Below are 25,928 nucleotides of genomic sequence, written 5' to 3'. Positions count from 1 at the left end.
GCCCGTGTCGCGTCGCATCGTTTTATCCCTCGCCGCGCTGGTCCTGACGCCGGCCTGCAAACAGACTCAGATCGCAACCGCCACGCCGGTCGACGAGCTCCCCCCGCTCATCGTGCCCGCCGAGCTCCGCGTCGACGCCGGCTCGATGAACTCGAGCGGCGGCGGCTCGCAGCTGGCCCGCAACGACGTGCGTGACGACGGCGGCTCGTCGAGCTCCGACTGGCGCTCGACCGCCGACGACTCGGGCAAGCGAAACAGCGGCAGCGGCAGCAGCGGCGGCGGCGGCGGCAAGGGCGGGGCGATGGTGTCGGCGTCGCCGCAGCCGACGGCCTACGCGCTCATCGTCGGCATCGAGAAGTACCGCGACGTGACGCCGGCCGGCGGCGCCCGCTCGGACGCGGAGAAGTTCGCCGAGCTGGCCCGGGTCACCCTCGGCGTGCCGGAGGACAACATCAAGGTGCTGCTCGACGACCGCGCCAGCCGCACCGACATCGCCAAGCAGCTGCGCTGGCTGCAGGCCAACGTGCCGAACGGCGGCCGCGTGTACTTCTACTTCAGCGGCCACGGCGCGCCGGAGCCGACCAGCGGGGTCAGCTACATCGTGCCGTTCGACGGCGACCCGCAGTACCTCAAGGACACGGCGATCCCGATGACCGAGGTGCTCGGCGACCTCGAGAAGACCAAGGCCAAGGACGTGCTGGCGATGGCCGACTCGTGCTTCTCCGGCGCGGGCGGCCGCTCGGTCCTGGCCCCGGGGACACGCCCGCTGGTGCGCGTCGAGGACGTGAAGCCGCAGACGCGCGTGGCGATGCTGTCGGCCTCGTCGGGCGCCGAGATCTCCGGCCCGGCCGCCGACGGCTCGGGCGGGCTGTTCTCGAAGTACGTCATCGAGGCGCTCGGGAGCGGTCAGGGCGATATCAACGGTGACGGCCAGATCTCGCTGCAGGAGCTGGCGGAGTGGGTCGGGCCCCGCGTCAAGCGCGAGGCCAAGAAGGCCAACCGCGAGCAGACGCCGCACCTGACGATCGGCAAGAAGCTCAGCTCGGCCGACGAGTTCATCGTCTCGTGGGGGTACTCGCGATGAGCCGCGCCGCGCTAGTCACCGTGGCTGTACTTTGGGGCATGTCCCTCGGGTCATGCACGAAGCAAGGCTTCCTCGCCGCGCCCAAGGCCGACGGCGAGGTCGCCGAGAAGATCGGCGGGTTCTCGTCCGACACCCACTTCCTGCTCGAGCCGACCGGCGACGCCGAGGGCCTGCTCGGCCGCCAGGTCCGCGTGACCTCGGCCGGCGCGTGGACGATCGCCGACGAGCGCGCGCCCGGCTGCGAGGTCCGCGTCAAGGAGTCGTCGTCGAGCTACAAGAAGAAGTACCGCGTCGGCCTCGGCGACCTCACCGCGTTCGCCGGCGGCTACAAGGACATGCTCAAGCTCGAGGCCCGCTACGGCCGCTCGGTCGAGGCGGAGTACGAGATCGTCAACGTCAAGACGCTGACCGCCGACACCGAGGGCCCGTGCGGCGAGGTGATCGTCAAGTCCGTCCGCGTCGGCTCGGGCTTCCGCAAGCTGGTCCGCTCGGCCGAGGGCGCCGCCAAGGGCCGCGCCGGCAAGGCCGGCCTCGGCATCGAGGGCGGCCGAGAGGCGGCCACCGAGGCGCTCGACAGCATGGAGTGGAGCGACCCCCAGGCCTACGCGTTCAGCTACGACCGCGCGGCCCAGCAGAAGCAGTTCGACTTCTCGGCCGTCCTGCCCGACAAGTTCACCGACGGTGACCCGATCCGCTTCGAGTTCGCGGCCAACGAGACGGCGTACCTCATCGTGATCGTGCTCGAGGAGTCGGGCGTCGGTGGCGTGCTTTACCCGAGCGGCCAGGTGTCGCTGCCGACGGTCAAGGGCAAGAGCCAGCTCGTGCTCCCCAGCCCCGACGAGACGAAAATTAAGGCCCAGCTCCGCGACCCCAAGACGGCGGCCCGCGAGACGCTGGTGGTCTACGCGTTCACCCACCGCGAAGACTTCGACCGCTTCAAGCCGGCCGCGATGGACGCCGGCGAGGGGCTGGCCTACGCCGAGAAGCTCGAGAAGGCGCTGTCCCAGGTGCCGATCTCCCGCTGGGCCCGGGTGACGCAGTCGTACGAGATCGTGCCGAAGGATGGCGAGTGATGACGCAGGTGTCCAAAGACATGTTCGCAAGGACAGGATTGAAGATCGGCCGCGCGGCGGTCGCAGTGGCGTGCGCGGCGTCGCTGGCGACGCCGACGCTGGCCGGCGCGACCGAACCGGAGGGGCCGGAGCCGTCGACCGCCGAGACGTCGGAGGAGCTCAACGCGCAGGCGCAGAAGCACGCGGTCAAGGCCATCGAACATTTTAATAATGGGGCCTACGTCGACTCCGAGGAGGAGTTCCGCCGGATGGCCTTCTTCGCGCCGAACTGGCGTCCGCTCCATTTCAATCTGGCGGTGCTGGCGGAGGCGCAGGGTAAGCTCGGGACCGCCGTCAGCGAGTACAAGGCGTTCCGACCGCACGGGTCGCCCGACGAGCAGATGATCGTCGATCAGCGACTCGACGAGCTCGGGCGGCGGAAGATGAAGATCTCGGGGGCGTACAAGCGGCAGATCGCGCTCACCTCTGGAGCGATGATCCTCGGGCTCGGCAGCATCGGCGGGGCGGCCGCCCTGTTCGCCATCATGGCCCGCAACAGCAAGCGGGCCGACGAGTACACCGAACTGGCTGATCAGGCCGACATGATGCTGCAGGGGATGCCGAACCCCGATCCCCTTCTCGTGATGCAAAGAGACGAGCTCCGTGCAGATGCCACGTCGCTGACGAAGCGCCGCACCGGCATGCTCTACGGCGGCGTCTACCTGGCGATCTTCGGCCTGTTGCTGACCGCGTACTCGATCATCCCGCTGCGCAACGCCATCAAGTCGAAGCGGCAGCTCGACGGCATCAACCTCGGCAAGACCAAGCTGCAGTGGAACGGCGGGGCCGGGGCCACGCTCCGGTTCTGACCATTTGGCATGGCGCAGAGGACATGTTTCATGGGGCATGGCCCGCATGGCCAGTAGGGCGCGGCCCGGCGAAGGACGGCGAGTGATGGTGCAGGTGCCCAAAGACATGTTCTCAGGGACAGGGTTCAGGCTCGGCCGCGCGGCGGTCGCAGCGGCGTGCGCGGCCTCGCTGGCGACGCCGGCCGCGGTTCGCGCCAGCGAGGGGTCGGAGCCGGCGACCGCCGAGACGTCGGAGGAGCTCAACTCGCAGGCGCAGAAGCACGCGAGCAAGGCCGTCGACCATTTTAATAGGGGGGCCTACGTCGACGCCGAGGAGGAGTTCCGCCGGGTGGCCTTCTTCGCGCCGAACTGGCGGCCGCTGCACTTCAACCTGGCGGTGTTGGCGGAGGCGCAGGGCAAGCTCGGCACGGCGGTGAGCGAGTACCAGGCGTTTCGCCCGCACGGCTCGCCCGACGAGCAGCTGCTCGTCGACCAGCGCCTCGACGAGCTCGGCCGGAGGCGCGAGCGGATCGCCCGCACCTACCGGCGGCAGATCGGGGTCGGCGCGTCGCTGCTGACGCTCGGTCTGGGTTCGCTCGCCGGGGGCGTGACCTCGTTCGTGTTCCATCGCAAGCGCAAGGACGAGTACGCGGAGGCGATGGCGTGGAACATGAAGAATCCCGCCCTGCCGATGGAGGCGACCCAGCCGAAGGGCGGGCTGATCATTGCCGGCTACTGGCTCACCCTCGTCGGCGTGCTCCTGGCCGGCGCCTCGGCGGGCATGCTCGTGCAGGCGGTCAAGTCGAAGCGCAAGCTCGACAGCATCGCGCTCGGCAAGGCGCGGCTGCAGTGGGCCGGCGGCGCCGCGGTGCAGCTCCAATTCTGAGCGTTGGAGCATGTTGTAGAGGACAGGTGTAAAGGGTAAGGTAGCCAGGGACATGGCGAAGAAGACAGGTGCAAAGGGAAATGGCGGCGCAGGCGGCCTCGAGGAGCTCGTCTACGGCCTGATCGCGGCGGCCGCCGAGCGCGACCTCGGCGCGGTCTACGGCGCGGTGCCGGCGGCGGCGCTCGACGAGCTGGCGGCGGCGCTGCGCCCCGAGGTCGAGTTCGCGGGGCCGCCGAGCTGGCGCGCGTTCATGGCGGCGTTCGGCTCGCTGCGGGTGCTCGACGCGCCCGGCGAGGTGGTGGAGCTGTGCGTCTACACGCCGCGCGAGGCGGCGGCCCACACGAAGCAGCACGTGCGCGTCGGCCCCGGCGTGCTGTGGATCGACGACGACGGCAGCGAGCACGCGATCACGACCGACCACCTGGTCGCGTTCGCCGACGCCGGCGGCGGCGGCCAGTGGTGCTTCGACACCAGCGCGCCCGGGCCCGAGCTGCCGGTGTGCTGCCATCACGCCGACGAGCCGCTGTTCGCCCGCAAGCGCGCCGGCGGGGCCCGCGTGTCGGCGGAGGCGCACGACTATCCCGACTTCACGGCCTGGCTGCGCGCCGCGATCGGCGAGTTCGTCGCGGCCGCCTGACGGCGCGGCCGCCGGGTCGATAGGACATGTTCTTCTGGACAGGCCTCAGTGGCGCCTGTCCGAACGGCGTTGAGCCGATCTGCGCATGCTTTTAAAAAACATGCGCGAAGCGACATGTCCGATCAGCGACGGCGACGGCGGCGCAGCAGCAGCAGCGGGGCGGCCAGCAGCAGCTGGCGCCAGTCGACGGGGGCGTCGCTGCGGCACGAGCAGGTGATCGTGCCGACCTCGCCGCCGGTGGCGCTGTCGGGGGTGGAATCGCTGCTGTCGCCGGACTCGCCGCCCTCGCCGCTGCTGGTGGGCGCGCCGGTGGTCGGCTCGTCGGGGCCGGGGCCGGGGACACAGGCGAGGCTGCCGTCGTCGGCCTGACCGCAGCTCGGGGTCATCGGCGTGGCGGCGCAGTCGGTGGTGACGAGGCCGTCGTCGGGGTCGCAGAACTGCAGGATGTCGCCGTCGCAGGTGCCCTCGCCGGTGACGCCGCCGCACGGGTTGCAGTCGGCGCCGTCGGAGCCCTCGGGGCACAGGTCGGGGACGTCGCAGCTGCCGTCCTTGGCGTACGGGCACCAGTCGGCCGGCGCCTCGGGCAGGGCGCCGGAGTCGGGGTCGACGCAGCTGTAGCCGACCTTCTCGTCGACGAAGCCGCACTCCTTGCCCTCCTTGGCGCAGTAGACCTCCTGGGTGACGCCGGTCGAGCCGTCGCAGTAGACGAGCACGTCGCCGACGCACTTGCCGTAGAAGTTGCTGCCGCCGGGGACGTCCTTGCAGGTCGCCTTGGTGTCGATGTTCTCGGCGCAGTAGGGGTCGACGAGGCAGGCGCGGGTGCCGTCGGACACGCTGGCGCAGCAGTCGTAGGCGCTCTCGCAGTCGCCGCCGGCCTTGCACTCGTGCGAGCAGAAGCCGGTCGCGGCGTCCTGCTCGGACACGCAGAACGGGTTGTTCGCGCCGCACTCCTGGTAGCCGTCGGCGTCGCAGGTGGCGGCCGCGCCCTTGCCGTCGGGGTTGAGGCAGTCGAAGCCGACGATCGAGTCGAACTTGCCGCACACGAGGCCGTCGGCGGCGCAGTCGATGCTGACGATCTCGTCGTCGGGCGCGCCGATCTGACAGTAGACGAGGGTGTCGCCGGCGCAGCGGCCGAAGAACGACTCGTTGCCGCAGGTGCCGGCGATCACGACGCAGTTGCCGTTGCCGTCGTCCTCGAAGTTGTCGTTGCAGGCGCAGGTGTAGTCGGCCTGGTTCATCGGGTCGGCCCACTCGGGGTGGGCGTCGGCCGGACAGTCGCTCTCGACCGGCTCACACTTGCCGTCGGGGGCGTTCGGCGCGCCCTCGAAGCCGGGGTCGCACGCGCACTTCTTGGTCGCCGCGTTCCAGCCGGAGTTGAGCGGGCAGCCCATCTCCTCGGCGACGCACTGGCTGCCGTCCTGGCTCGGCTTGAAGCCGTCCTGGCACACGCACAGGCCGTTGGCCTCGATCGCGCCGGCCGGGCAGTCGACGTCGCCGAGCGCGACGCAGGCGGTGCCGTCGCCGCTCGGCACGAAGCCGGGGTCGCACCAGCACAGGCCGTCCTTCTCCGAGGCGTCGTCGGGGCAGCCGTCCATCGGCACGTCGCTGGCCGCGAGCACGCCGACGCCGACCCACGCCTCGGCGGTGGCGGTGCAGTCGCCGTCGGTGGCCTGGCCGAGCGCGACGAGCTCCTTGCAGGCGGCGACTGTCCCTTGAGCCATGTCGATGAAGCTGGCGTGGCTGCCGATGTGCCCCTTGTAGAGGGTGCGGTACCAGATCTTCTCGAGCAGCTCCTTGCTGCGGGCGGTGGCCAGGAGATAGGCGGCGTGGTTGGGGATCCCGCTGTTGATGTGGACGCCGCCGAAGTCCTCGAAGCCCTTGTAGAGCTGGTTCATGTGCTTGGGCTGCTGGCCGAGCTCGGGGTCGATGAAGCTGCGCGCGAACGGAGCGCCGAAGCCGGGGCCGACCACGTCCTCGCCGAGGGTCCAGTCGTCGCGGTCGATCATCATCGCCATGACGTCGGCGAAGCTCTCGTTCAGCGCGCCCGGCTGGTTCTGATAGACGAGGTTGGCGGTGCCGGTGATGACGGCGTGGCTGTACTCGTGGGCCGAGACGTCGAGCGAGCGCGTGAACTCCTTGAACAGCCACTTGTCGCCGTCGCCGATCGCCATGAGCCGGTTCAGCGGGTCCCAGAACGCGTTGTTGTAGGCCTGACCGTAGTGGATGAGCTGCTCGACCGCGGCGCCCTTGCCGTCCCAGGAGTTGCGCCCGTGGGTGGCCTGGAAGTAGTCGATGACCTTCTGCATGTGGGCGTGCGCGGTCGCCTCGGCCGGCGTCCACCCGGTCTTGCTCTTGCTGGTCGCCAGCGCGGCCGAGCCCGGCCAGTCGCTGTTGCCGGCGTCGAGGGTCTGCAAGGTGGCGGACGCGAGGCCCTTGCTGCGGTCGTAGAGGCCGTACTCTTTCTTGTCCTGGTAGTGCGACAGGCGCAGCGTGACCTGCTTGCCGAAGTGATCGTCGGCGGTGCCGGTGGTCGGTGTGACGGTCTCGGCGGTGACGAGCGGATGCCGCGCGAGCACGCGTCCGGCCTCGGCGTCGACGTAAGTGGCGTAGTGCTGGTATGACCCATCGGACAGGTTGACGGTCTGGATCAGGCGCCAGGCGAGCACGCCGCCGCGGTCGTGGCTCTGCGGCCACACGCCGAGCTCGGCCGGGCCGCGATCGGTGGCGCGGCGATCGGCGGCGTCGGGGGCGTTGTGCCGGCGAGCGCGGGCGCGGGCGGCCTCGACCCCGAACTTGACGACGAGCGGCGGGTCGAGGCGGCCGAGGTTCTGCGCGGCGATCGAGGTGAGGGCGCCGTGACGATCGAAGTGCGCCCGCACCTCGGCGCCCCACACCGGCAGGCCGCGGAAGCGGACGTCGTAGTGCAGCGCGAGGTCGCCGGCGTCGCCGGTGACGACCCGCTGCTGCGCGAGCTCGACCGCGCCAGGGCCGGCGGCGAGGCCGAGGACGTCACGGTGCTCGGCGAGCAGGGCCTCGGCCGCGCGCACGCCGGCGCCGTGCGGGTTGGCGACGTGACCGTCGAAGCGCCGCAAGGTGCCGTGCGCCGGGTCGAGCCGGACGCGCGCCGGCTCGTCGGAGCGCGCGGCGAGGTCGGTCAGGGCGACGCGCACGAACGGCGCCGGCGCGGCGGCCTTGCCCGCCTGGGCCACCGCGATCGGCCGCCGGAGCGCGCCGGCGGCGACGACCCGCGCGAGCGGCTTGCCGAGGGTCTTGTTGCCGCGCCGGACCTGCGACCGCTGCTTGCCGGCCGGCTCCGCGGCGTCGGCGAGCGGGATCATCGCGAGGGTGACGAAGGTGGCGGCGAGGAGCGAGAGGCGACGCGTCGGCATACGGCGCGGCCAGGATACCTTGACGATCGGCGGCCCCGGAGGCGAATCTTCGCCGGTGCGCGTCACGACGTGGTCGGGCTCTGGGGCGAACGTGATCGGCGCGGCGATCGGCGTCGCGGTGTGGCTCGGAGGCGCGGCGCCGCTGCGCGCCGAGCCGTCGCCGGCGGAGGCCCCCGCGGCGCCGACGATCGAGAGCATCACGCCGGCCGAGTTCGGGGCCGGACAGACGATCACGATCGCCGGCTCGGGCTTCGCCGAGGGCGACGTCGTGCTGCTCGACGCGATCGCGCTCGAGGACGTCACGATCACGCCGACGTCGATCAGCGCGACGGTGCCGCTCAAGACCAAGAGCGGGAAGCAGCTGATCGTGAAGCGCGCCAAGAAGAAGGTCGCCGCGCTGGCGACGGCCGGCTTCGTCAAGGCGCCGGCGCTCGTGTCGGCGACGCCGAAGTTCGCGGCGCCGGGCGAGGTCGTCACGCTCAGGGGCAAGAACCTCGACCGCGTGAAGGCGCTGACGCTCGCGGGGGCGCCGGTGAAGATCGACGAGCTCGGCGCGACATCACTCCGCTTCACCGCGCCGGCCGGGACCACCGGTCCGCTGACGGTGAAGGGCGTCGGCGGCGAGGCGGCGCTGAAGAAGGACTACGAGATCTTCTACGCCCCGGCGCTGACGGCGGCGAACCCGGCGGCGGCGTTCGAGGGCGACAGCGTGACGCTCACCGGCGCGCACCTGGCCGGCGCGAAGTTCAAGCTCGGCACGAAGCCGCTCAAGGTCGGCGAGCAGGCCGACGCCTCGGCGACGGTGACGATCGCCAAGGGGGCCAAGAGCGGCGACCTCAAGGCCGAGGCGCGCAAGAAGGGCTCGGCGGTGGCGTTCACGGTCCACCCGACGCCGGTGCTGACGACGGTGCCGAAGGAGGTCGGCGCGCCCGGGCTGCTCAAGATCAGCGGCAAGAACCTCGATGCGGTGTCCACCTGGCGCTTGGGACAGCTGACCCTCGTGCCCGAGGCGCCGGCCGGCAAGTCGAAGGTGACGCTGACGCTGCCGGACAGCGCGCCGACCGACCAGCCGCTGGTGGCGCTGTCGCAGGGCCGCGAGTTCGCCAGCAAGAAGCCGGTCGGGGTGGTCAAGACACCTGTCGTCGAGGCCATGGCCTATTGGCCAGGTCTCGAAGGCAAGGGCGTCGAGGGCGAGATCCGCGGGCGCGAGCTGACCGCGAAGACGACGTTCACGCTGGCCGGCAAGCCGGTCAAGGCGACCTTCGTCGAGCCGACGCGGGTGACGTTCGCGCTGGCGAAGGCGCCGAAGCCGGCCGAGCAGGCGCTGGTGGCCAAGACCGGCAAGTACAAGGGGCCGGCGCTGACGGTCGACGGGGCGGCCGGGGGCTACAGCGGCGGGTCGGCGTGGCTCGACGGGGTGCTCGCGGCCGGCGGGGCCGGCTACACGCCGGCGGCGGTCGCCGCCGACCTCGAGGTCAGCCAGCGCCAGCCGGACCGCGGGGCCGAGCCGCTCAAGGCGCTCGGCAAGGCGGCGACTGGTCCCGAAGGACAGGCGGACGTGGCGCGGGTGGCCCGCCACATCGCCCTCGACCTGCGCCGCTTCACGGTCGCACAGGTGGCCCTGTGCGCGCAGATGACGGCCGGCAAGACGCAGGCGCAGGCGGACGCCAACGCGGCGCTCGGCGACTCGCTGCGCGCCAGCCAGAAGCACATGCAGGCGCTCGCCGGGCAGCTGCGCGAGCTGTGGTCGGGCCTGCCGGCGGCGGCCACGACGGCCGAGGCGAGCTGGGGGCTGCCCGAGGTCGACGCCGAGGTCGCGGCGGTCGCGGCGGCGCGGGCCAGGGTCGACGCGGCCTGCACCAACAAGTACGTCGGCAGCGGCAAGCTGCTCAGCGAGGCCGGCGCGGTCGCCAAGGTCGACGTCCCCGGGCTGTACGGCGAGGCGATCAAGGCCGCGTTCGCGGCGGTGCTGGCCCAGGGCAAGACCTGGCCGGCGGTCGAGGCCGACGTGACGGCGCGCCTGGCCGGGCTGCCCGGCGCGCGCAAGAAGGTGTGGCAAGATGTCCTGAAGGCCAGCAAGCAGGCCGTCGAGGGCGGCGCCGCCGCGACCACCGGCAAGGGCGCGCGCGGCGACAAGCACGTCGAGCCGCAGGGCAAGCCGAAGTCCAACACCGGCAAGGGCAAGGGCAAGGCGGGCTGAGCCCGCGGCGCGGAGGCGATCGGTCGATGATCTCTTGGGGCAGGTTCTTGGGGACATGTGCTTTGGCGCTGGTCGGCGCGTGCGGCGGCGTCGACGGCGACGAGGGCACCGACTCGGACGGCGGCTCGACGGCCGCGGCGGGGGCGACGCCGGGCGAGGCGGAGATCGTCGGCCAGGTCGACGTCATCGACCTGTGCGGGACCAATGGCGCGACCACGGTGTCGTTCCGGGCGACCCGGGTCGGCTGCGAGCAGGGCCCGCCGGCCCCGTGCACGATCAAGGTCGACCCCTACGAGGAGGTCGTCGGCGACGCCGCGACCTGTCCCGGGAGCCAGAACGCGGCCGACATGCGGGTGGTGGTCGGCAACGCCGGGCGCTGGCAGGTCGAGGCCCGCGTGCTGACCGACTCCGGCCACATCAGCCGCTGCTTCGGTCCCGGCACCGAGGAGGTGACGCTGGTGACGAAGGCGCAGATCGAGGCCGGAGCCAGCATCGCCGTGAGCGCCCGCCCCGGCCCGTGCCCGCCGCCGTGAGCGCGGGCGGCGAGGCCCGCCGAGCGGGGCCGACGGCGGGGCACGGCCTGGCCCTCGACGCGCCCGCGGCGGCGCGGCCCCTCGTCGGCGCGCAGCGGGTTTTCCTTGGCAATCGCGCGCAACCGGCTTAGCGTTGCGGCGCGCCATGACCTACGAATTTCGCGCGATCGAAGCCCGCTGGCAGCGGTACTGGGACGAGCACCGCACCTTCGCCGCCGACGTCGACCCCGAGCGGCCCAAGTACTACGTCCTCGACATGTTCCCGTACCCCTCGGGCGACGGCCTCCACGTCGGCCACCCCGAGGGCTACACCGCGACCGACATCGTCGCCCGCTACAAGCGGATGCGCGGCTTCAACGTGCTCCACCCGATGGGCTGGGACGCGTTCGGCCTGCCGGCCGAGCGCTACGCGATGAAGACGGGCACCCACCCGGCCAAGCGCACGGCCGAGTGCATCGTCAACTTCAAGCGCCAGCTCAAGACGCTCGGCTTCTCGTACGACTGGGAGCGCGAGGTCGACACCACCGATCCGCGTTACTTCAAGTGGACGCAGTGGATCTTCCTGCAGATCTACAATTCGTTCTACGACGCCGAGGCCGGGCGCGCGCGGCCGATCGCCGAGCTGCCGATCCCCGCCGAGGTGAGCGCCGCCGGCGAGGCGGCCGTCACCGCCTACCGCGACGCCCGCCGCCTGGCCTACCTCCACGACGCGCCGGTCAACTGGTGCCCCGAGCTGCGCATCGTCCTGGCCAACGAGGAGGTCGCCGAGCACGTCGAGCAGGGCTACACGGTGGTCCGCCGGGCGATGCGCCAGTGGATGATGCGCATCACCGCCTACGCCGAGCGCCTGCTGGCCGACCTCGACGGCCTCGACTGGCCGACCAGCGTGCTCGAGATGCAGCGCAACTGGATCGGCCGCTCGGAGGGCGCCGAGGTCGACTTCAAGCTGGCCGATCGGACAGGCCTCGAGGTCAAGCTGACGGTCTTCACCACGCGCCCGGACACCCTGTTCGGCGCGACCTACATGGTGCTGGCGCCGGAGCACCCGCTGGTCGACGAGATCGCCACGCCCGAGCGGCGCGAGGCGGTCCTCGCCTACGTCGCCCGCGCGGCCACCCGCAGCGAGCGCGAGCGCCAGGCCGAGGCCGCCGAGGGCAACAAGACCGGCGAGTTCACCGGCGCCTTCGCCATCAACCCGGTCAACGGGCAGCGGATCCCGATCTGGATCAGCGACTACGTGCTGATGGGCTACGGCACCGGCGCGATCATGGCGGTGCCCGGCCACGACGAGCGCGACCACGCGTTCGCCACCACGTTCAAGCTGCCGATCGTCGAGGTCGTGTCCGGCGGCGACAAGCCGATCGCCGAGGCGCCGTACGTCGGCGACGGCGTGGCCGTCAACTCCGGCCTGCTCGACGGCCTGGCGACGCCCGAGGCCAAGCGCACGATCATCGCCTGGCTCGAAGAACATGGCCTCGGGACCAGGCGCGTGACCTACAAGCTGCGCGACTGGCTGTTCTCGCGCCAGCGCTACTGGGGCGAGCCGTTCCCGCTGGTCCACGCGGCCGACGGCGCGGTGTTCCCGGTCACGGACGCCGAGCTGCCGGTGACGCTGCCGGCGATCGACGACTACCAGCCGAGCGAGTCGGGCGAGCCGCCGCTGGCCAAGGCCGAGGCGTGGCGCCAGTACGACGGCCCGGCCGGCCAGGGCCTGCGCGAGGTCAACACCATGCCGCAGTGGGCCGGCAGCTGCTGGTACTACCTGCGCTTCATGGACCCGCACAACGACGCCGCGCCGTTCAGCAAGCGCGCCGCCGACTACTGGCTGCCGGTCGACCTGTACATCGGCGGGGCCGAGCACGCGGTGCTGCACCTGCTGTACTCGCGCTTCTGGCACAAGGTCCTGTTCGACCTCGGCCACGTCGGCAGCCGCGAGCCGTTCCAGAAGCTGGTCAACCAGGGCATGGTGCTCGGGGCGACGTACGTGCAGAAGCTGGCCGACGGCCGCTTCAACTCGTTCACTCCGAGCGAGGTCGAGCTCGTCGCGGCCGGCTCCGACCAGTGGCGCGTCAAGACCACCGGCGAGCCCGTCGCGATCCAGTGGGACAAGATGAGCAAGTCGCGCGGCAACGTCGTCAACCCCGACGACGTGATCCGCCAGTACGGCGCCGACACCATGCGCCTGTACGAGATGTTCATGGGCCCGCTCGAGCACAGCGCCCCGTGGCAGACCGACGGCGTGGCCGGCTGCTTCCGCTTCCTCCAGCGCGTCCATCGCCTGGCCTTCGAGTCAGGTGAGACGGCGCCCGGCGAGGGCACCGACCGCCAGCGCCGGCTGCTGCACAAGACGATCGCCGCGGTCACCGAGCGCGTCGACCGGCTGGCCTTCAACACCGCGATCTCGGCGATGATGGTGTACGTGCGCGACATCGTGCAGCCCGACGAGCCGCTGCCCCGCGACTCGCTCGAGCAGTTCGTGCTGCTGCTGGCCCCGTTCGCGCCGCACCTGGCCGAGGAGATCTGGCAATCGCTCGGGCACACCCGTTCGCTGGCGCACGAGCCGTGGCCGGCCGCCGACGACGCCTGGCTGACGGAGGACACGTTCCCGCTGGTGGTCCAGATCGGGGGCAAGCGGAGGGCCGAGCTTCAGGTCGCCGTCGGGATCAGCGAAGCCGAGGTCGTGAAGCTGGTCATGAACTCGTCCGAGCTGGCCCGCTACCTCGAGGGCAAGACGCCGCGGCGCGTCGTCTACGTCCCGGGTAAGCTGGTCAACGTGGTGCTCTGAGCCGCCGGTGAACCTTCCTTCACTGGACAGGCCAGGGCCTGTCCCCGCACAAACCCGACATGCACGTCACGCTCCTCTGCGGGCTCGTCGCTCTCGCCTCTCCCGGGCCGTGGGAGCCGACGGCGTCGCCTGATCTCCCGCCGCCCGCGAGCGGCTCTGCCAGCGAGGCGCCGGCTGCGACCGCGACCCCGCCGACCGAGGCGAGCACCTCCGCGAGCGCCCCGCCGGGCGCGGCCGCACCGGCCACGCCGAGCCCGCCCGCGCCCACTGTGACAGTGAGCACGCCTCCGCCCGAGCCCGCGCCGGCGGCCGCGGAGCCGGCCCCCAAGCCGTCGAAGTGGGCGCCGCGGTGGGAGGCCGCCCGCCTGGCCGACGACCCGATCAGCGCCGACGGCAGGACGCGCTGGCGCCCGGGCGTCGGCCTCGAGGTCGCCAGCAAGAGCGGCCGCTTCTCGCTCGCCTTCAACGCCTTCGTGCAGATGCAGGCGATCGCGCTGCACGTGCCCGGTCAGCCCGGCACCGACCAGGACCCCGGCGCCGCCGAGCACACCGACTTCGCGCTGCAGTTCCGGCGCGCGCGCGTGTGGCTGAGCGGCAACATGTTCACCAAGAACATCAAGTACCGCATCGCCCTGACGTTCTCGCCGATCGAGCTCGGGTTCAAGGACGGCGTGCCGCACCGCTCGCCGATCCTCGACTGGTTCTTCACCTTCGACCGCTTCCGCGACTTCACGCTGGTCGTCGGCCAGTACAAGGTGCCCTACAACCACCAGCGGATGAACAAGATCACGAGCCTGCAGTTCGTCGATCGCTCGCTGGCCAACAACGAGTTCACGTTCGACCGCGACATCGGCCTCGACCTGCGCTCGAAGGACATCGCCGGCCTCGGCAAGCTGCGCTACTACCTCGGCGTCTACCTCGGCGACGGCATCGCCAAGTACGGCCCCAGCAACTTCGGCCTGATGTACCTCGGGCGCTTCGAGGTGCTGCCGTTCGGCCAGTACGACGACCTCGAGGAGTCCGACCTCGACCGCAGCGTCAAGCCGCGCATGACCATCGGCGCCGCCTACGGCTTCATCGATCGCGACCCGCACGACAACCACGGCTTCGCCGGCGCCATCCCGGCCGACGGCGGCTTCACCAGCACGCACAACGCGACCGCCGATCTCAGCTTCCGGATCGCCGGGTTCTCGCTCGACAGCGCGTTCTTCTGGCGCAACGGCTGGCGGATCCCGGGCAACGCCGTCGATCTCACCGGCCAGCCGCTCCCGGTGGTCGCCGCGCGCAACGGCATCGGCTACTTCGCGCAGGCGGGCTACCTGATCCCGCGGACGCCGCTCGAGCTGGGCGTCCGCTATGGTGGGTCGCGCGGGATCGCGGGGCGCTTCGGTACGAGCTTGCCCGATCAGACGGAGGTCGGCGGCGTGGTGAACGTGTTCTTCGCGCGTCACTTCCTCAAGCTGCAGCTCGACTATTTGCGGCTCTACAGTTCCGCGGTCACCGGCGCGATGGATCAGGTGCGGCTGCAGCTGCAGGCGACCTTCTGAAGCGACTCGCGCGGGCATGCGCTCGCGGTCGTGCGCGTCGCGTCTCGCATCGATGGCACGGCGGTGGCCGGCGGGCGCGCCGCCCGTCGATGGCGTCGGGCTCCGTCGCATGCACGACCCGTGAGTTCCCTCGCCCATCTGCGAAGGCCTGAGGACGGACGGCCTCACGCATAGACACACGAATTTCCGTGGCGCTTCGCTGCGTGCATGTGCGATGGTGGCGCGAAGGACTGCTCGCGCGGCACGGCCCGCCAGGGAGCCAACATGACCATTCAGCGTTCACACTTACAGCGCCTCACCGTCCTCTCCGCGCTCGGGCTCGCGCTCTCCGGCTGCGGCGACGACAAGGGTGACAGCGACACCAACCAGCAAGTGACGATGACGATGAACCCGTCGATCGGGAGCATCACGCTCACCGACGGGCCGGACACGGACGACGCGACGTCGGTCACTCCGCCGACGACCACCGGCATGAAGTTCGACCTGCCGCCGGACGACACGTCGTCCATCGGCTGCGGCACCGACTCGGCGTGCAACCTGCTCGACGTGCTGTTCGTGATCGACAACTCGGGGACGATGGGCGAGGAGCAGACCAACCTCGCGGCCAACTTCCCGTACCTGATCGACAAGCTGCGCAACGTCACCGACGAGAACAACATGCCGGTGAACGCGAACATCAACATCATGGTGACCACGACGGACTTCGGTCACCCGCTGTGTTCGGGGTTCGAGAAGCCGGACTACGACCCGGCCAAGGGCGCGCCGATCAGCACCGCCTGCGTCGACCGCATCGAGCGCTTCACCGGCCTCGGCTCCAACCCGGTCATGGTCCCGCAGGCGTGCACCAACGCGTGCAAGGGCTCGGTGGTCCCGTCCGACCCGTTCATCAACTTCCAGCTCGACAACAACAACATCCTCAACGCCGACCCGAACGGCGGCGACCCGGTGGCGCAGGCGCTGTCGTGCATCGGCCCGCAGGGCATCGACGGCTGCGGCATGGAGGCGCCGCTCGAGACGATGCTGCAGGCGCTCGACCCCAACAAGCCGTGGAACCAGGGCGCCAAGCCGTTCCTCCGCGACGGCGCGGTGCTCGCCATCGTCATCATGACCGACGAGGCCGAGTGCTCGGTCAAGGACTACAAGTACTTCGACCCGCAGCTCGCCAGCGACCCGATGTACAACCAGTACTGGGAGGACGCGCCGGGCATGCCGGGCGTCAAGGACGAGCCGACCAGCGCCACGTGCTTCAACGCCGGCGTGTCGTGCACCGACGCCAACGCCGACGGCGTGTACGAGAGCTGCATGTCCGAGGACAAGGGCGTGCTGCAGCCGCTGTCGCGCTACATCGGCTACCTCAAGACCAACCTGGTCCAGCAGAAGCACAAGGAGGTCATCATGCTCGGCATCCTCGGCGTGCCGAAGGTGACCGCGCACAACCCCAACCCGCCGTTCGAGCCGACCGCCGGCGGCGTGTTCGACCTCGTGTACCGCGTGTGGAACCAGGCCGACATCCTGCCCGGCGACACCGACACCCCGGCGCAGAAGGAGTACGACTTCGGCATCGGGCCCGGCTGCACCGACGCCGCCACCGGCCAGGCGATCCCGAACACCCGCGTCATCGACGTGTGCCAGTCGCTCGACCAGCCGGAGGAGGACAAGGTCCGCTGCTGCATCGAGTCGATCTGCGACGACGACTTCTCCGACGCGATCAACTGCCTCGCCGGCATCCTCCGCGAGACCCTCGAGCTGCCGGGCTGAGCCCGCGCCCCGGCCTCGCGCAGGCGTGACGAAGCCCCGCTCGCGGCGACGCGGCGGGGCTCTCGTCGTTCCCGGCTCTTCGATCGAAGCCGTGCTGTCCCCAGGGACATGCCCGAATGAGCATGCTCCCACGCACATGACCCCGGGTACATGCTCCGGGGGCCAGGCGCTCAGGCGATCACGGCCGTCGGGTCGAGCTTGCGCAGGTAGCCGGCGCCGTGGCGGGTGATCTTGACCCTGCGCTTGACGCCGCTGCCTTCGATGTGGATGAAGCCGCGGGTGCGGAGGTTGCGGAGGATCAGGCGCACCTGGTCGGACGCGAGGCCGGTGGCCTGCACGAGCTCGGGCTCGCGGCGGCCGGTCTTCTGGCGCACGAGGGCGCGGAGCAGGCGGAGGTCGCCGTCGGGCGCGTCGGCGCGGCGGCGGATGACGGCCGTGCCGGCGTCGATGTCGAGCAGCGGGTTGCCGTCCTCGTCGTACTGCGGCTCGCCGGCGGCCTTGGCCGCGGCGGCCGCGGTGGCCCCGAGCGGGTCGCCCGAGCGCGGGCGGGTCTTGACCAGGTCGATGAGCTCCTGGACGGTGAAGTGGTCGAGCACCGGCGCGAGCGCCTGGTTCTGCCGCGTGACCTCGACCAACTCGCCGAGCGTCACGGAGCTCGGGAGCTGCTTGATCACGTCGACGAACACCTCGCGCAGGGACTCGGCCCACGCGTCACGAACCGGCTCGTGCCGTTCTTCCACAAGGCCCGGGGGGCCGGGAGGCAGATTGTTCACAGATGAACCTCGGAGCGGTATGCGAAGCCCTCTAACGGGCCGTGCCGACGCAACAGGAACACAACGAGCGAGCGACTCTGATCGTCCGTAGCCCGTAGGGGCCACCGCGGCGACGAGGTCGCCGGACCAGACACTCCAAGCGTCAGCCTTGACAAGGACTTTTGCATGACGGGATCGCGGTTGTCAAGGCTCGACCTTGCGGAAACTCCGGTTTAGCCAGCCGGGGGCGCGATTGACAGCGGAGTGGTCCTGCGCCAAGCAAGGCCCCGTGGCTTTCCCACCCGCGGAGCATCCACGTGAGAAGGTCCCCGAGCTCTGCACGTACCGGCTCGAGATCGCCGTGCGGCCCGGTCTCGGCGACGCGCTGGCGACGGCGACCGGTGCGCAGCTCGCGGGCATGCGCCCCACCGGCCTGCGGACGCGAAAGGTGTATCTCCTCGATCTCGACATCGGCCCGGACGAGGCCGAGCGGGTGCTCGCGGCGCTGACCGACCCGGTCGCCGAGGTCGGGGCCGTGGGCGCGTTGCCCGACCAATTCGGCGCGCCCGCGGGCGCCGCCGGCGAGCCGTGGCTGCTGACGATCGGGTTCCGCCCCGGGGTCACCGACAGCGTGGGTACCAGCGTCAAGCGAGCCGCCGAGGACTGCCTCGGCCGCTCGCTGCGGGGGCAGGTCTACACCGCCACGACGTACGTGCTGTGGGGCCTGGAGGCCGCCGAGGCCGAGCGAGCGGCGCGAGAGCTGCACAATCCGCTGATCGAGCGGGCGGCGCTCGAGCGCTCGCCGCGGCCGGCCGAGTTCACGGTGCCGCGGGCCGGCGCCGGCCACGACGCGACGGTTGCCGTGGTGGCGCTGCGCGCGGCCGACGACGCCGCGTTGATGCGGATCAGCACGCAGGGGCTGCTCGCGCTGACGCTCACGGAGATGCGGGCCATCCAGCGCCACTTCGCAGATCTCGGCCGCGACCCCACCGACGCCGAGCTCGAGTGCCTGGCGCAGACGTGGAGCGAGCACTGCAAGCACAAGATCTTCGCCGCGCCGATCGAGTACACCGACCCGGCCGGGGCGACGCGGACGGTCGAGCGGGGACTGTTCCGCACGTACATCCGCGGCGCGACCGAGGCCGTGGCGGCGGCGCGGGTGGCCGACGGGCGCGACGGCGCGGCGCCGTTCCTCGTCTCGGTGTTCCACGACAACGCCGGCGTGGTCCGCTTCTCCGACGACGACCACCTCGTCTACAAGGTCGAGACGCACAACTCGCCGTCGGCGCTCGACCCGTACGGCGGGGCGATGACCGGCATCGTCGGCGTCAATCGTGACAGCCTCGGCACCGGCCTCGGCGCCGACCTCCTCACCAACGTGTGGGGCTATTGCTTCGGCGAGCCCGACTTCGACGGCCAGCTGCCGCCCGGCTTGATGCATCCGCGGCGGATCCGCGACGGCGTGCACCGGGGCGTGATCGACGGCGGCAATCAGTCGGGCATCCCCTACAGCCGCGGCTTCGAGCTGTTCGACGCCCGCTACGCCGGCAAGCCGCTGGTCTATTGCGGCACCGTCGCGGTCATGCCGGTGCGCTCGGCCGGGCGGCCCACCGCCGACAAGGTCGTGCGCGCCGGCGACGTCGTGGTGATGCTCGGCGGGCGGATCGGCAAGGACGGGATCCACGGCGCCACCTTCTCGAGCGTCGAGCTCGACGAGTCGTCGCCGGTGCAGGCGGTCCAGATCGGCGACCCGATCACGCAGAAGATGGTCGCGGACTTCCTGGCCGAGGCGCGCGCGCTCGGGCTCTACAGCGGGCTCACCGACAACGGCGCCGGCGGCCTGTCGTCGTCGGTCGGCGAGATGGCCCAGCTGACCGGCGGGGCCGACATCGACCTCGCGCTCGCGCCGCTCAAGTACCCGGGCCTGATGCCGTGGGAGGTCCTGATCTCCGAGGCCCAGGAGCGCATGACCCTGGCTGTCCCGAAGGACAAGCTGGACGCGCTGCTCGAGCTGGCCCGCCGCCGCGAGGTCGAGGCCACCCCGCTCGGCGAGTTCACCAGCACCGGCCGCCTGCGCGCCACCTGGGCCGGCAAGCCGGTCGTCGACCTCGAGCTCGAGTTCCTCCACGAGGGCACCCCGCGGGTCCCGCTGCGCGCGCGCTGGAGCCCGCCGGCGCGGCCGGACAGCCCGGCGGCGGCGGTGGCGGCGGTGCTCGGCGAGGCACGGCTGACCTCCGAGCCAGGTGCGATCGAGCATGACCTCCTGGACATGTTGGCGCGGCCGAACATGACCTCGAACGAGCACCTGGCCCGCCGCTACGACCACGAGGTCAAGGGCCTGTCGGTGGTCAAGCCGTGGGTCGGGGCGCGCCAGGACGTGCCGTCGACGGCGACGGTGATGCGCGCGCGCCACCTGCGGCCGGAGGGCGTGGTCCTGGCCGAGGGCGTGCACCCGCACTACGGCGACCTCGACACCGACGCGATGGCGCGCGCCTGCGTCGACGAGGCGGTGCGGCGGGCGCTGTGCGCCGGGGCGCGCATCGATCGCCTGGCCGCGCTCGACAACTTCTGCTGGCCCGACCCGGTGCAGAGCGACAAGACGCCCGACGGCGAGCACAAGCTGGCCCAGCTGGTGCGCTGCTGCGAGGGCCTGCGGGCCGCCTGCGAGGCGTTCGGCGTGCCGCTGATCAGCGGCAAGGACTCGATGAAGAACGACGCCCACCTCGGCGGCGTGAAGATCTCGATCCCGCCGACCTTGCTGGTGTCGGTGATCGGCCAGATGCCCGACGTGCGCCGCGCCCTCGACCTCACGCCGATCGCCGCCGGCGACCTCGTGTTCGTGCTCGGGCCGACCGGCCGCCACCTCGGCGGCAGCGAGCTGGCGCGCCTGCGCGGGCTGGTGCTGCCGGGCGCGCCGACCACCGACCTCGGGGCGGCGGCGGCCCGCTACGCCGCCTTCGCCGCCGCCCGCGACGCCGGACTGGTCCGCTCGGCCCACGTCGCCGGCCGCGGCGGCCTCGCCGTCGCCCTCGCGCACATGACGATGGCGGGCGAGCTCGGCCTCGACCTCGACCTCGACGACGGTCTCTTGCGACAGGTCCCCGAGGACATGCCCCTCACGCCAGCCGAGTTGTTGTTCAGCGAGAGCACCGGGCGCATCGTGCTGACCTGCCGGCCGGCGGCCGCGGGCGCGCTGACCGGGCGGCTCGGTCCGCACGGGCTCGTCGCGCTCGGCCGCGTGGCCGAGCCGGGCGCGGACGGCGGCGGCTGGCTCCGCGTGCGCCGCGGGGCGCAAGCGCTGATCGAGGTCACCGGGGCGCGGCTGCGCGAACGGTTCCGCCCGGCCGCGGTCCACGGGCCGCCGGCGCCGCTGCCGGCGCGGGCGCAGGAGGTGCGGCGATGAACGCGCTCAAGATCGACGGCGCCGCCGACGTGCGCGCGCTGGTCCTCACCGGCTACGGCCTCAACTGCGAGGCCGAGACCTGCGCCGCGCTGCAGACGGTGGGCGCCCGCGTCACCGCCCGCCACGTCGCCGACGCGATCGCCGACGCCGACGCGCTGGCCGGCTTCCAGCTGGTCGTGTTCATCGGCGGCTTCAGCTTCGGCGACCACATCGCCAGCGGCCGGGTGTTCGCCAACCGCCTGCGCTTCAAGATGGGCGAGCGCCTGCTGCGCCACGTCGGCGACGGCGGGCTGGTGCTCGGCATCTGCAACGGCTTCCAGACCATCGTCAAGCTCGGCCTCCTGCCCGGGCTCGAGCCGGGGCTGGCGCAGCGGGTCTCGCTGGTGATGAACGACCGCCTCGGCTACTGGGACGCGTGGGTGCGCCTCGCGGTCGACCGCGCCAGCCCGTGCGTGTTCACCCGCGCGCTGCCGCCGGTGATCGAACTGCCGAGCCGCCACGGCGAGGGCAAGCTGGTCTTCGAGGAGGGTCCCTTGCGACAGGTCCTCGAGGACAGGCACTTGATCCCGGTCCGCTACGCCGACGAGGCCGGGGCGGCGACCGAGCGCTGGCCCGACAACCCCGACGGCTCGCCGGGCGGGATCGCCGGCCTGTGCGACCCGAGCGGCCGCGTGTTCGGGCTGATGCCGCACCCCGAGGCCTACCTGTACCCCGAGAACCATCCGCGCTGGATCGCCCAGCGCGAGGCCGGCACGCTGCCCGAGCACGGGCTCGGGCTGCACCTCCTCGCCGGCGGCGTGCGGGCGATCGCGGGCGGCTAGACGCCTCGCGCGACCGGCCTGGCCGTTCGGGCATGTCGTACAAGACATGCCCGAGGGAGCATGGCGCGGGGGGCATGTCGTCCGGGACAGCCGGCGACGCTCACAGCGGCGCGAGGTCGAGGCCGCCCGGGTACCAGTAGCTGGTGTATTGCCCGTAGCCGTAGACCTGCACGCCGAACGGCTTGGTGCAGCTCAGCAGGTGGTCGCCGTCGTCGGTGTGCTCGAGCATCAGGCGGGCCACCGACCAGCCGGTCTGGCCGATCGAGCTCCAGCTGCCCGGCACGACCGGCTTGCCGTCGAGCTTGACCGGCGCGCCGGTGGGGGCGACCAGGTTGACGAAGTTGCTCTCGTAGTTGGTGGGCGCGTGGATGGCGTAGACCGAGCGGAACAGCTCGGGCGGCACGGCGATCGTCATGGCGGGGTCGCCGGTGTCGCCGCCGGCGGCCTGGCCGAGCATGTACTCGGCGACGGCGATCCGCGAGCTCGCGGAGATCCAGAAGTCCTTGTCGGTCGTGAACTCGGCGTAGTCGCCCGGCTTGGCGAGCATGGTCGGAGCGCCGGGCTGCGGGGGATTGTAGGTGATGCTGGTGGCCGCCGCGGTGGCGACGATCCGGACCATCCGCGCCTTCCGGACGGGCGCCTGCTTGGGCGCCTTGACCAGCGGCGCGGTCGACCAGTAGCCGGTGGCCAGGTTCTGCAGCGGCAGGTTGCTCTCCTGGAGGTGGTCGCAGGCCTGCTTGTTGTACGGGACGTTGCTGCAGGCGTGGGCGCCGATCACCTGCACCGGGGCGGACGCGCTGACGAGCGTGCCGGTGAGGTCGGCCTGGTCGGGGGTGCCGCCGGCCACGCCCGAGATGACCAAAAGGACATCTCCGGCGTTGAGCAGCGCCGAGCCGTGGCCGTCGGCCGCCACGCCCCCGCCGGGGAGCACGGGCTTGCCGGTCTGCGACGGGGTGACCTCGACCACCGTGCCGTCGACGCGGGCCACCACCGCGTACGCGCCGGGCAGCGCGCCGAAGGTGTTGCGGGCGATCACCCGCGTCTCGGTGCCCCACACGTTGGTCGGCAGCAGCAGGCTGGCGTCGTTCGAGTGGGAGAACTCGCCGTCCTTTTCGTAGTCGATCGGGCTGTACTGGTAGACCGAGACCGGCCGGGTGGAGCGCAGGCGGTAGGCGCCGCTCTGGACGATCGCGCTGGCGCTGGGGCCCTTGAGCGCGGCGATCCACGGCAGCGGCGCGACCTCGACGTCGCCGGGGCCGACCTCGAAGCTGTCGACCACGACGTCGTCGCGGGTGATCGTCACCTCCGCCGGCTCTTCGGTGGTGTTCGAGACGGCGACGGCGAAGCTGAAGGTCGGCTCGACGATGTTGGGCGTGACGGTCGGGTAATAGTCGCAGCCGATGTAGCTGGCGTCGAGCTCGTCGCTGGCACAAGCGCCGACGCAGCGGCCGGTGTCGGGCGCGCACACCAGGCCCTGCAGCGGGTCGCACAGCCTGTCGTCGTGGCCGAGGCCGTCGGGGCGGCAGTGCTTCGAGACCGGGCCGTCGCACACGTCGGTGCCGGGCACGCAGAGGACGCAGCCGAGGGTCGGTACGCACACCGAGGGGCACTGGGTCGTCTCGACGATGTTGCCCTCGTCGTCGCACTGGAGCGCGACGTCGCCGTCGCACGCCAGCTCGCCTGCGGGACACGTGGGGACGGCGCCGGTGGTGCTCGTGGGCTCGAGCGTGTCCACGGTGGTGCCCGTCTCGGTGGTCATCTGTCCGATCGAGCTGTCCGGCCCGCCGTCGGTGGGCGCGTCGCTGGTGGTGGGCGTCGGCTCGTCGGTCGCCGTCGTGGTCTGCGCCGGTGACGACGTCGAGCCCATCACCTCGGTCGCGCTCGCGTCCGGATCCGTGATCGCCGGCGAAGAGTCGTCGCCGCACGAGAGCGCCGCGAGGATCGCCACGCCGCCGCCCGCCAGTTCCGCCACCAGCCGCCCGAACCGCATCGCAGAAACTGTATCGCCGCGGAGGATCTGGTGGCGATCACGCGACCACGCGCGAAAACCGATGCCGGGGTGCGGCGGCGCGATATGACCCGTCGGATGCGATCGTCGCGTCCCTCGTGCTCGCGTGTTCGCCCGCGCGCATGTCGAACCGCGACGGGTACGGCAGGATGCACGGCGCGGGATCGATCGGGTCGCACGCGTGGTCGGCTCGTCGCTCGTCGTCGTCGAGGTGTCGGTGCTCTTCCGACCGGTGATCGGCGCGGACATGGTCGTGCTCGCTGTCGCGTCGATGGCCGAGGTCGAGGACGTGGTCGAGATCGACCCGGCGTACCTCGACGAGAAGGAAGCATGGGGGCGCTGCTGCGCTCCTTCGCCGCCGTCGGCTCGCCGAATTCGCGGACGAGGGCGCGAAGACGGTGCTGCTCGATGTCGAGACGGGCGAGCGCGTGCCGCACCGGAGCGAGCTCGTCGGCCCGGCGGCTGGCGGTGATGCATCCGTTGTCGGCGTGCGCGGCCTGCAGACCACCATGGTGCGCCGGCCGCGGCGTCACCGGCGTTCGCGCGAGACGTGGCGACCGGCGACGGCAGCGTCGAGGGCCAGCGCCCGCACCACGAACTCGACCTGTTCCCCCCGCTGGCTGCGGCCGGATGTGCGCGCGCGGATCTGCGGCTCGCGTGGGGCTTCGTGACGATGTCCTCGACGCGATCGGTCCGTCGGGCCCGCCGTACGTGATCGAGTCGGTGACCGAGGCCGACTGCGCGGATGCCGACACGGCGATCGGCCTAACCATCGTGGGCGACGGTGCCGCTCTACACGGTGACCGACGAGCCGGGCACGCCGGATGCGCGAAGGGCTGCGCTTCGTGACATGACCGTAAGGGCATGTTAGTAAAGTCCTGGCCTCATGAACATGTCCTTATGAGCATGTCCAATGAGTTCATCCGCCGCAGCGGGCGAGGCCGAAGGCGTGGAGCTGCTGCGACGTCGAGCCGAAGCTCAGCACCGTCGGGCGGCTGCCGGGGAGCACCACGACGGAGGCGCCGAGGCCGGCGGCGCGGCGCGACTGGGCCGGGCCGAAGCCGCCGCGGCCGTCGCCGGGGACGACGTGGACGGCGCCGCCGTCGGCCGCGGCGGTGACGAGGTCGAGGTCGCCGTCGAGGTCGAGGTCGGCGACGGTGGCGTCGCCGAGCGGGCCGGGGACGAAGTAGCCGACGGCGGAGTACTCGAGCGGCGCGTGGTTGACGAGCACCGCGGCGACCGGGGAGCCGGAGCCGGGGCCGGCGCCGTCGACGAGGGCGACCAGGTCGTGGCCCTCGTCGCCGGCCACCTGCGCGCCGAGCAGGGCCCGCGCGCCGCTGCCGACCACGCGCTTCTGCACGACCTTGTCGAATGCGCCACGTCCGTCGCCGCGGATGAATTGCACCGCGGCCTCGCGGCGGCTGTCCCCGAGGACAGCCAGGTCGAGGACCCCGTCGCGGTCGGCGTCGACGAGGGTCAGCGCGGCCGGCAGCGTGGTGGCCGGCAGGCCGCGGCGCTTGCCCTCGGTCAGCTCGCCGCGGCCGTCGCCGAGGAGCGAGCGGACCGCCTTGCCGCCGGCTTCGAGCGCGAGCAGGTCGAGGCTGTCGTTGCGGTCGAGCTTCGCCACCCACAGGGCCGACGGTGTGGCGCGCAGGGGCGTCGCGCCGGCGATGAACTCGCCGCGGCCGCGGGCCAGCAGGACGTGCAGCGCGGGCGGATCGTCGGCGGCGATCACGAGGTCGTCGAGGCCGTCGGCGTTGAAGTCACCGGCCGCGATCGCCGTGGGCGTCTGCGGGATCGGTACGCGCATCGACTGCTTCAGGCCGCCCTGGCCGTCGTGGAGGAAGAACACCGCCGAACCGCCGCCGGGGCCGGTGACGGCGACGGCGAGGTCGGCGACGCCGTTGCCGTCGAGGTCCGCCAGCGCGCCGCCGACGGCCGGTCCGCCGAGGTCGAGGCGCGCGGGTTCGCCGAGGCAGGGGCCCGCGGCGACAGCGTTGTCCCCGGTGACCGACGGAAGGGCCTGCTTGAGCGGGGTCCGGATCGTCGGCGCGCAGGCGACGAGGCCACCGAAACCGAAGAGGAGTGCGAGGCCGAGGACGCGAGGCACCGGGCGTGGGGCGGACATCGGCCTGCGAAACGCCGGCCCCGCGGGCACGCTTACGCGGTCCGGGCCGCGACGGGGGCGCTCGGCCCTTCCTCGCTCCCGGGTCCGTGAAGCCCCT

General features: G+C 71.8%; 17 protein-coding genes. 13 read left to right on the top strand and 4 right to left on the bottom strand.

Features of this window, described 5'->3' with window-relative positions; translation table 11 throughout:
- The first annotated feature begins 4 nt into the window (after window positions 1–4).
- The 5 genes from K7C98_RS23165 to K7C98_RS23145 all read left to right on the top strand — a co-directional run bounded on the left by K7C98_RS23165 (window position 5) and on the right by K7C98_RS23145 (window position 4,507).
- Window positions 5–1,084 (top strand): caspase family protein, encoded by a 1,080-nt coding sequence (locus K7C98_RS23165; protein ID WP_224193916.1) that lies wholly within the window; start codon window positions 5–7, stop codon window positions 1,082–1,084.
- A 38-nt stretch (window positions 1,085–1,122) separates the two neighbouring features.
- Entirely contained in the window at window positions 1,123–2,157 is a 1,035-nt protein-coding gene (locus tag K7C98_RS23160; protein ID WP_224193915.1) for a DUF4384 domain-containing protein, read from the top strand.
- Window positions 2,157–3,005 carry a hypothetical protein gene (locus tag K7C98_RS23155; protein WP_224193914.1) on the top strand — a complete coding sequence of 283 codons (849 nt, stop codon included), beginning with the start codon at window positions 2,157–2,159 and terminating at the stop codon, window positions 3,003–3,005. Before K7C98_RS23160 ends, K7C98_RS23155 begins: the two co-directional genes overlap by 1 nt.
- Window positions 3,006–3,111: 106 nt before the next feature.
- Entirely contained in the window at window positions 3,112–3,870 is a 759-nt protein-coding gene (locus tag K7C98_RS23150; RefSeq protein WP_224193913.1) for a hypothetical protein, read from the top strand.
- A 52-nt stretch (window positions 3,871–3,922) separates the two neighbouring features.
- The gene (locus K7C98_RS23145) at window positions 3,923–4,507 is read left to right on the top strand and encodes an SMI1/KNR4 family protein (RefSeq protein WP_224193912.1); all 585 of its coding nucleotides are present in this window, start codon (window positions 3,923–3,925) and stop codon (window positions 4,505–4,507) included.
- 122 nt (window positions 4,508–4,629) lie between these two features.
- Here the strand turns inward: K7C98_RS23145 and K7C98_RS23140 are convergent, their stop codons facing one another.
- The gene (locus K7C98_RS23140) at window positions 4,630–7,896 is read right to left on the bottom strand and encodes a M4 family metallopeptidase (RefSeq protein WP_224193911.1); all 3,267 of its coding nucleotides are present in this window, start codon (window positions 7,894–7,896) and stop codon (window positions 4,630–4,632) included.
- A gap of 55 nt (window positions 7,897–7,951) precedes the next feature.
- Between K7C98_RS23140 and K7C98_RS23135 the strand changes: the two genes are divergently transcribed.
- The 5 genes from K7C98_RS23135 to K7C98_RS23115 all read left to right on the top strand — a co-directional run bounded on the left by K7C98_RS23135 (window position 7,952) and on the right by K7C98_RS23115 (window position 16,719).
- The gene (locus K7C98_RS23135; protein ID WP_224193910.1) at window positions 7,952–10,096 is read left to right on the top strand and encodes an IPT/TIG domain-containing protein; all 2,145 of its coding nucleotides are present in this window, start codon (window positions 7,952–7,954) and stop codon (window positions 10,094–10,096) included.
- A 26-nt stretch (window positions 10,097–10,122) separates the two neighbouring features.
- Window positions 10,123–10,629 carry a hypothetical protein gene (locus K7C98_RS23130; protein ID WP_224193909.1) on the top strand — a complete coding sequence of 169 codons (507 nt, stop codon included), beginning with the start codon at window positions 10,123–10,125 and terminating at the stop codon, window positions 10,627–10,629.
- A 145-nt stretch (window positions 10,630–10,774) separates the two neighbouring features.
- The gene (gene leuS / locus K7C98_RS23125; protein ID WP_224193908.1) at window positions 10,775–13,414 is read left to right on the top strand and encodes a leucine--tRNA ligase; all 2,640 of its coding nucleotides are present in this window, start codon (window positions 10,775–10,777) and stop codon (window positions 13,412–13,414) included.
- 275 nt (window positions 13,415–13,689) lie between these two features.
- On the top strand, window positions 13,690–14,961 hold the full coding sequence (locus tag K7C98_RS23120) for a porin (RefSeq protein WP_224193907.1): 1,272 nt from the start codon (window positions 13,690–13,692) through the stop codon (window positions 14,959–14,961).
- A 264-nt stretch (window positions 14,962–15,225) separates the two neighbouring features.
- Window positions 15,226–16,719 carry a hypothetical protein gene (locus K7C98_RS23115; RefSeq protein ID WP_224193906.1) on the top strand — a complete coding sequence of 498 codons (1,494 nt, stop codon included), beginning with the start codon at window positions 15,226–15,228 and terminating at the stop codon, window positions 16,717–16,719.
- Window positions 16,720–16,889: 170 nt separating this feature from the next.
- Here the strand turns inward: K7C98_RS23115 and K7C98_RS23110 are convergent, their stop codons facing one another.
- Window positions 16,890–17,459, bottom strand: a complete 570-nt coding sequence (locus K7C98_RS23110) for a hypothetical protein (protein WP_224193905.1) — start codon at window positions 17,457–17,459, stop codon at window positions 16,890–16,892.
- Between the two features lie 301 nt (window positions 17,460–17,760).
- Between K7C98_RS23110 and K7C98_RS23105 the strand changes: the two genes are divergently transcribed.
- Window positions 17,761–20,874: an AIR synthase-related protein gene (locus K7C98_RS23105; RefSeq protein WP_224193904.1), complete on the top strand. Its 3,114-nt coding sequence runs from the start codon at window positions 17,761–17,763 to the stop codon at window positions 20,872–20,874.
- Window positions 20,871–21,695, top strand: coding sequence for a phosphoribosylformylglycinamidine synthase subunit PurQ (locus tag K7C98_RS23100; RefSeq protein ID WP_224193903.1), 825 nt, complete (start codon window positions 20,871–20,873; stop codon window positions 21,693–21,695). Before K7C98_RS23105 ends, K7C98_RS23100 begins: the two co-directional genes overlap by 4 nt.
- Before the next feature lie 100 nt (window positions 21,696–21,795).
- On the opposite strand, the gene K7C98_RS23095 is transcribed toward K7C98_RS23100, so the two are convergent.
- Window positions 21,796–23,685: an IgGFc-binding protein gene (locus tag K7C98_RS23095; RefSeq protein ID WP_224193902.1), complete on the bottom strand. Its 1,890-nt coding sequence runs from the start codon at window positions 23,683–23,685 to the stop codon at window positions 21,796–21,798.
- 124 nt (window positions 23,686–23,809) lie between these two features.
- On the opposite strand from K7C98_RS23095, the gene K7C98_RS23090 reads away from it, so the two are divergent.
- Window positions 23,810–24,175 (top strand): hypothetical protein, encoded by a 366-nt coding sequence (locus tag K7C98_RS23090; RefSeq protein ID WP_224193901.1) that lies wholly within the window; start codon window positions 23,810–23,812, stop codon window positions 24,173–24,175.
- Between the two features lie 447 nt (window positions 24,176–24,622).
- Here K7C98_RS23090 and K7C98_RS23085 read toward each other — a convergent pair whose 3' ends face one another.
- Window positions 24,623–25,831 carry an FG-GAP repeat domain-containing protein gene (locus K7C98_RS23085; protein WP_224193900.1) on the bottom strand — a complete coding sequence of 403 codons (1,209 nt, stop codon included), beginning with the start codon at window positions 25,829–25,831 and terminating at the stop codon, window positions 24,623–24,625.
- Between the last annotated feature and the right edge of the window lie 97 nt (window positions 25,832–25,928).

Origin of the sequence: Nannocystis pusilla (assembly GCF_020073745.1) — a bacterium.
Taxonomy (GTDB): Bacteria; Myxococcota_A; Polyangia; order Nannocystales; family Nannocystaceae; genus Nannocystis; species Nannocystis radixulma.
This window is presented reverse-complemented; position numbering and strand designations above follow the sequence as displayed.

Coding starts and splice junctions, on each gene's coding strand:
- K7C98_RS23115 (WP_224193906.1), top strand. CDS start 15,226: ATGACCATTCAGCGTTCACACTTACAGCGCCTCACCGTCCTCTCCGCG.
- leuS (WP_224193908.1), top strand. CDS start 10,775: ATGACCTACGAATTTCGCGCGATCGAAGCCCGCTGGCAGCGGTACTGG.
- K7C98_RS23145 (WP_224193912.1), top strand. CDS start 3,923: ATGGCGAAGAAGACAGGTGCAAAGGGAAATGGCGGCGCAGGCGGCCTC.
- K7C98_RS23095 (WP_224193902.1), bottom strand. CDS start 23,685: ATGCGGTTCGGGCGGCTGGTGGCGGAACTGGCGGGCGGCGGCGTGGCG.
- K7C98_RS23150 (WP_224193913.1), top strand. CDS start 3,112: ATGTTCTCAGGGACAGGGTTCAGGCTCGGCCGCGCGGCGGTCGCAGCG.
- K7C98_RS23100 (WP_224193903.1), top strand. CDS start 20,871: ATGAACGCGCTCAAGATCGACGGCGCCGCCGACGTGCGCGCGCTGGTC.
- K7C98_RS23155 (WP_224193914.1), top strand. CDS start 2,157: ATGACGCAGGTGTCCAAAGACATGTTCGCAAGGACAGGATTGAAGATC.
- K7C98_RS23130 (WP_224193909.1), top strand. CDS start 10,123: ATGATCTCTTGGGGCAGGTTCTTGGGGACATGTGCTTTGGCGCTGGTC.
- K7C98_RS23160 (WP_224193915.1), top strand. CDS start 1,123: ATGTCCCTCGGGTCATGCACGAAGCAAGGCTTCCTCGCCGCGCCCAAG.
- K7C98_RS23085 (WP_224193900.1), bottom strand. CDS start 25,831: ATGTCCGCCCCACGCCCGGTGCCTCGCGTCCTCGGCCTCGCACTCCTC.
- K7C98_RS23140 (WP_224193911.1), bottom strand. CDS start 7,896: ATGCCGACGCGTCGCCTCTCGCTCCTCGCCGCCACCTTCGTCACCCTC.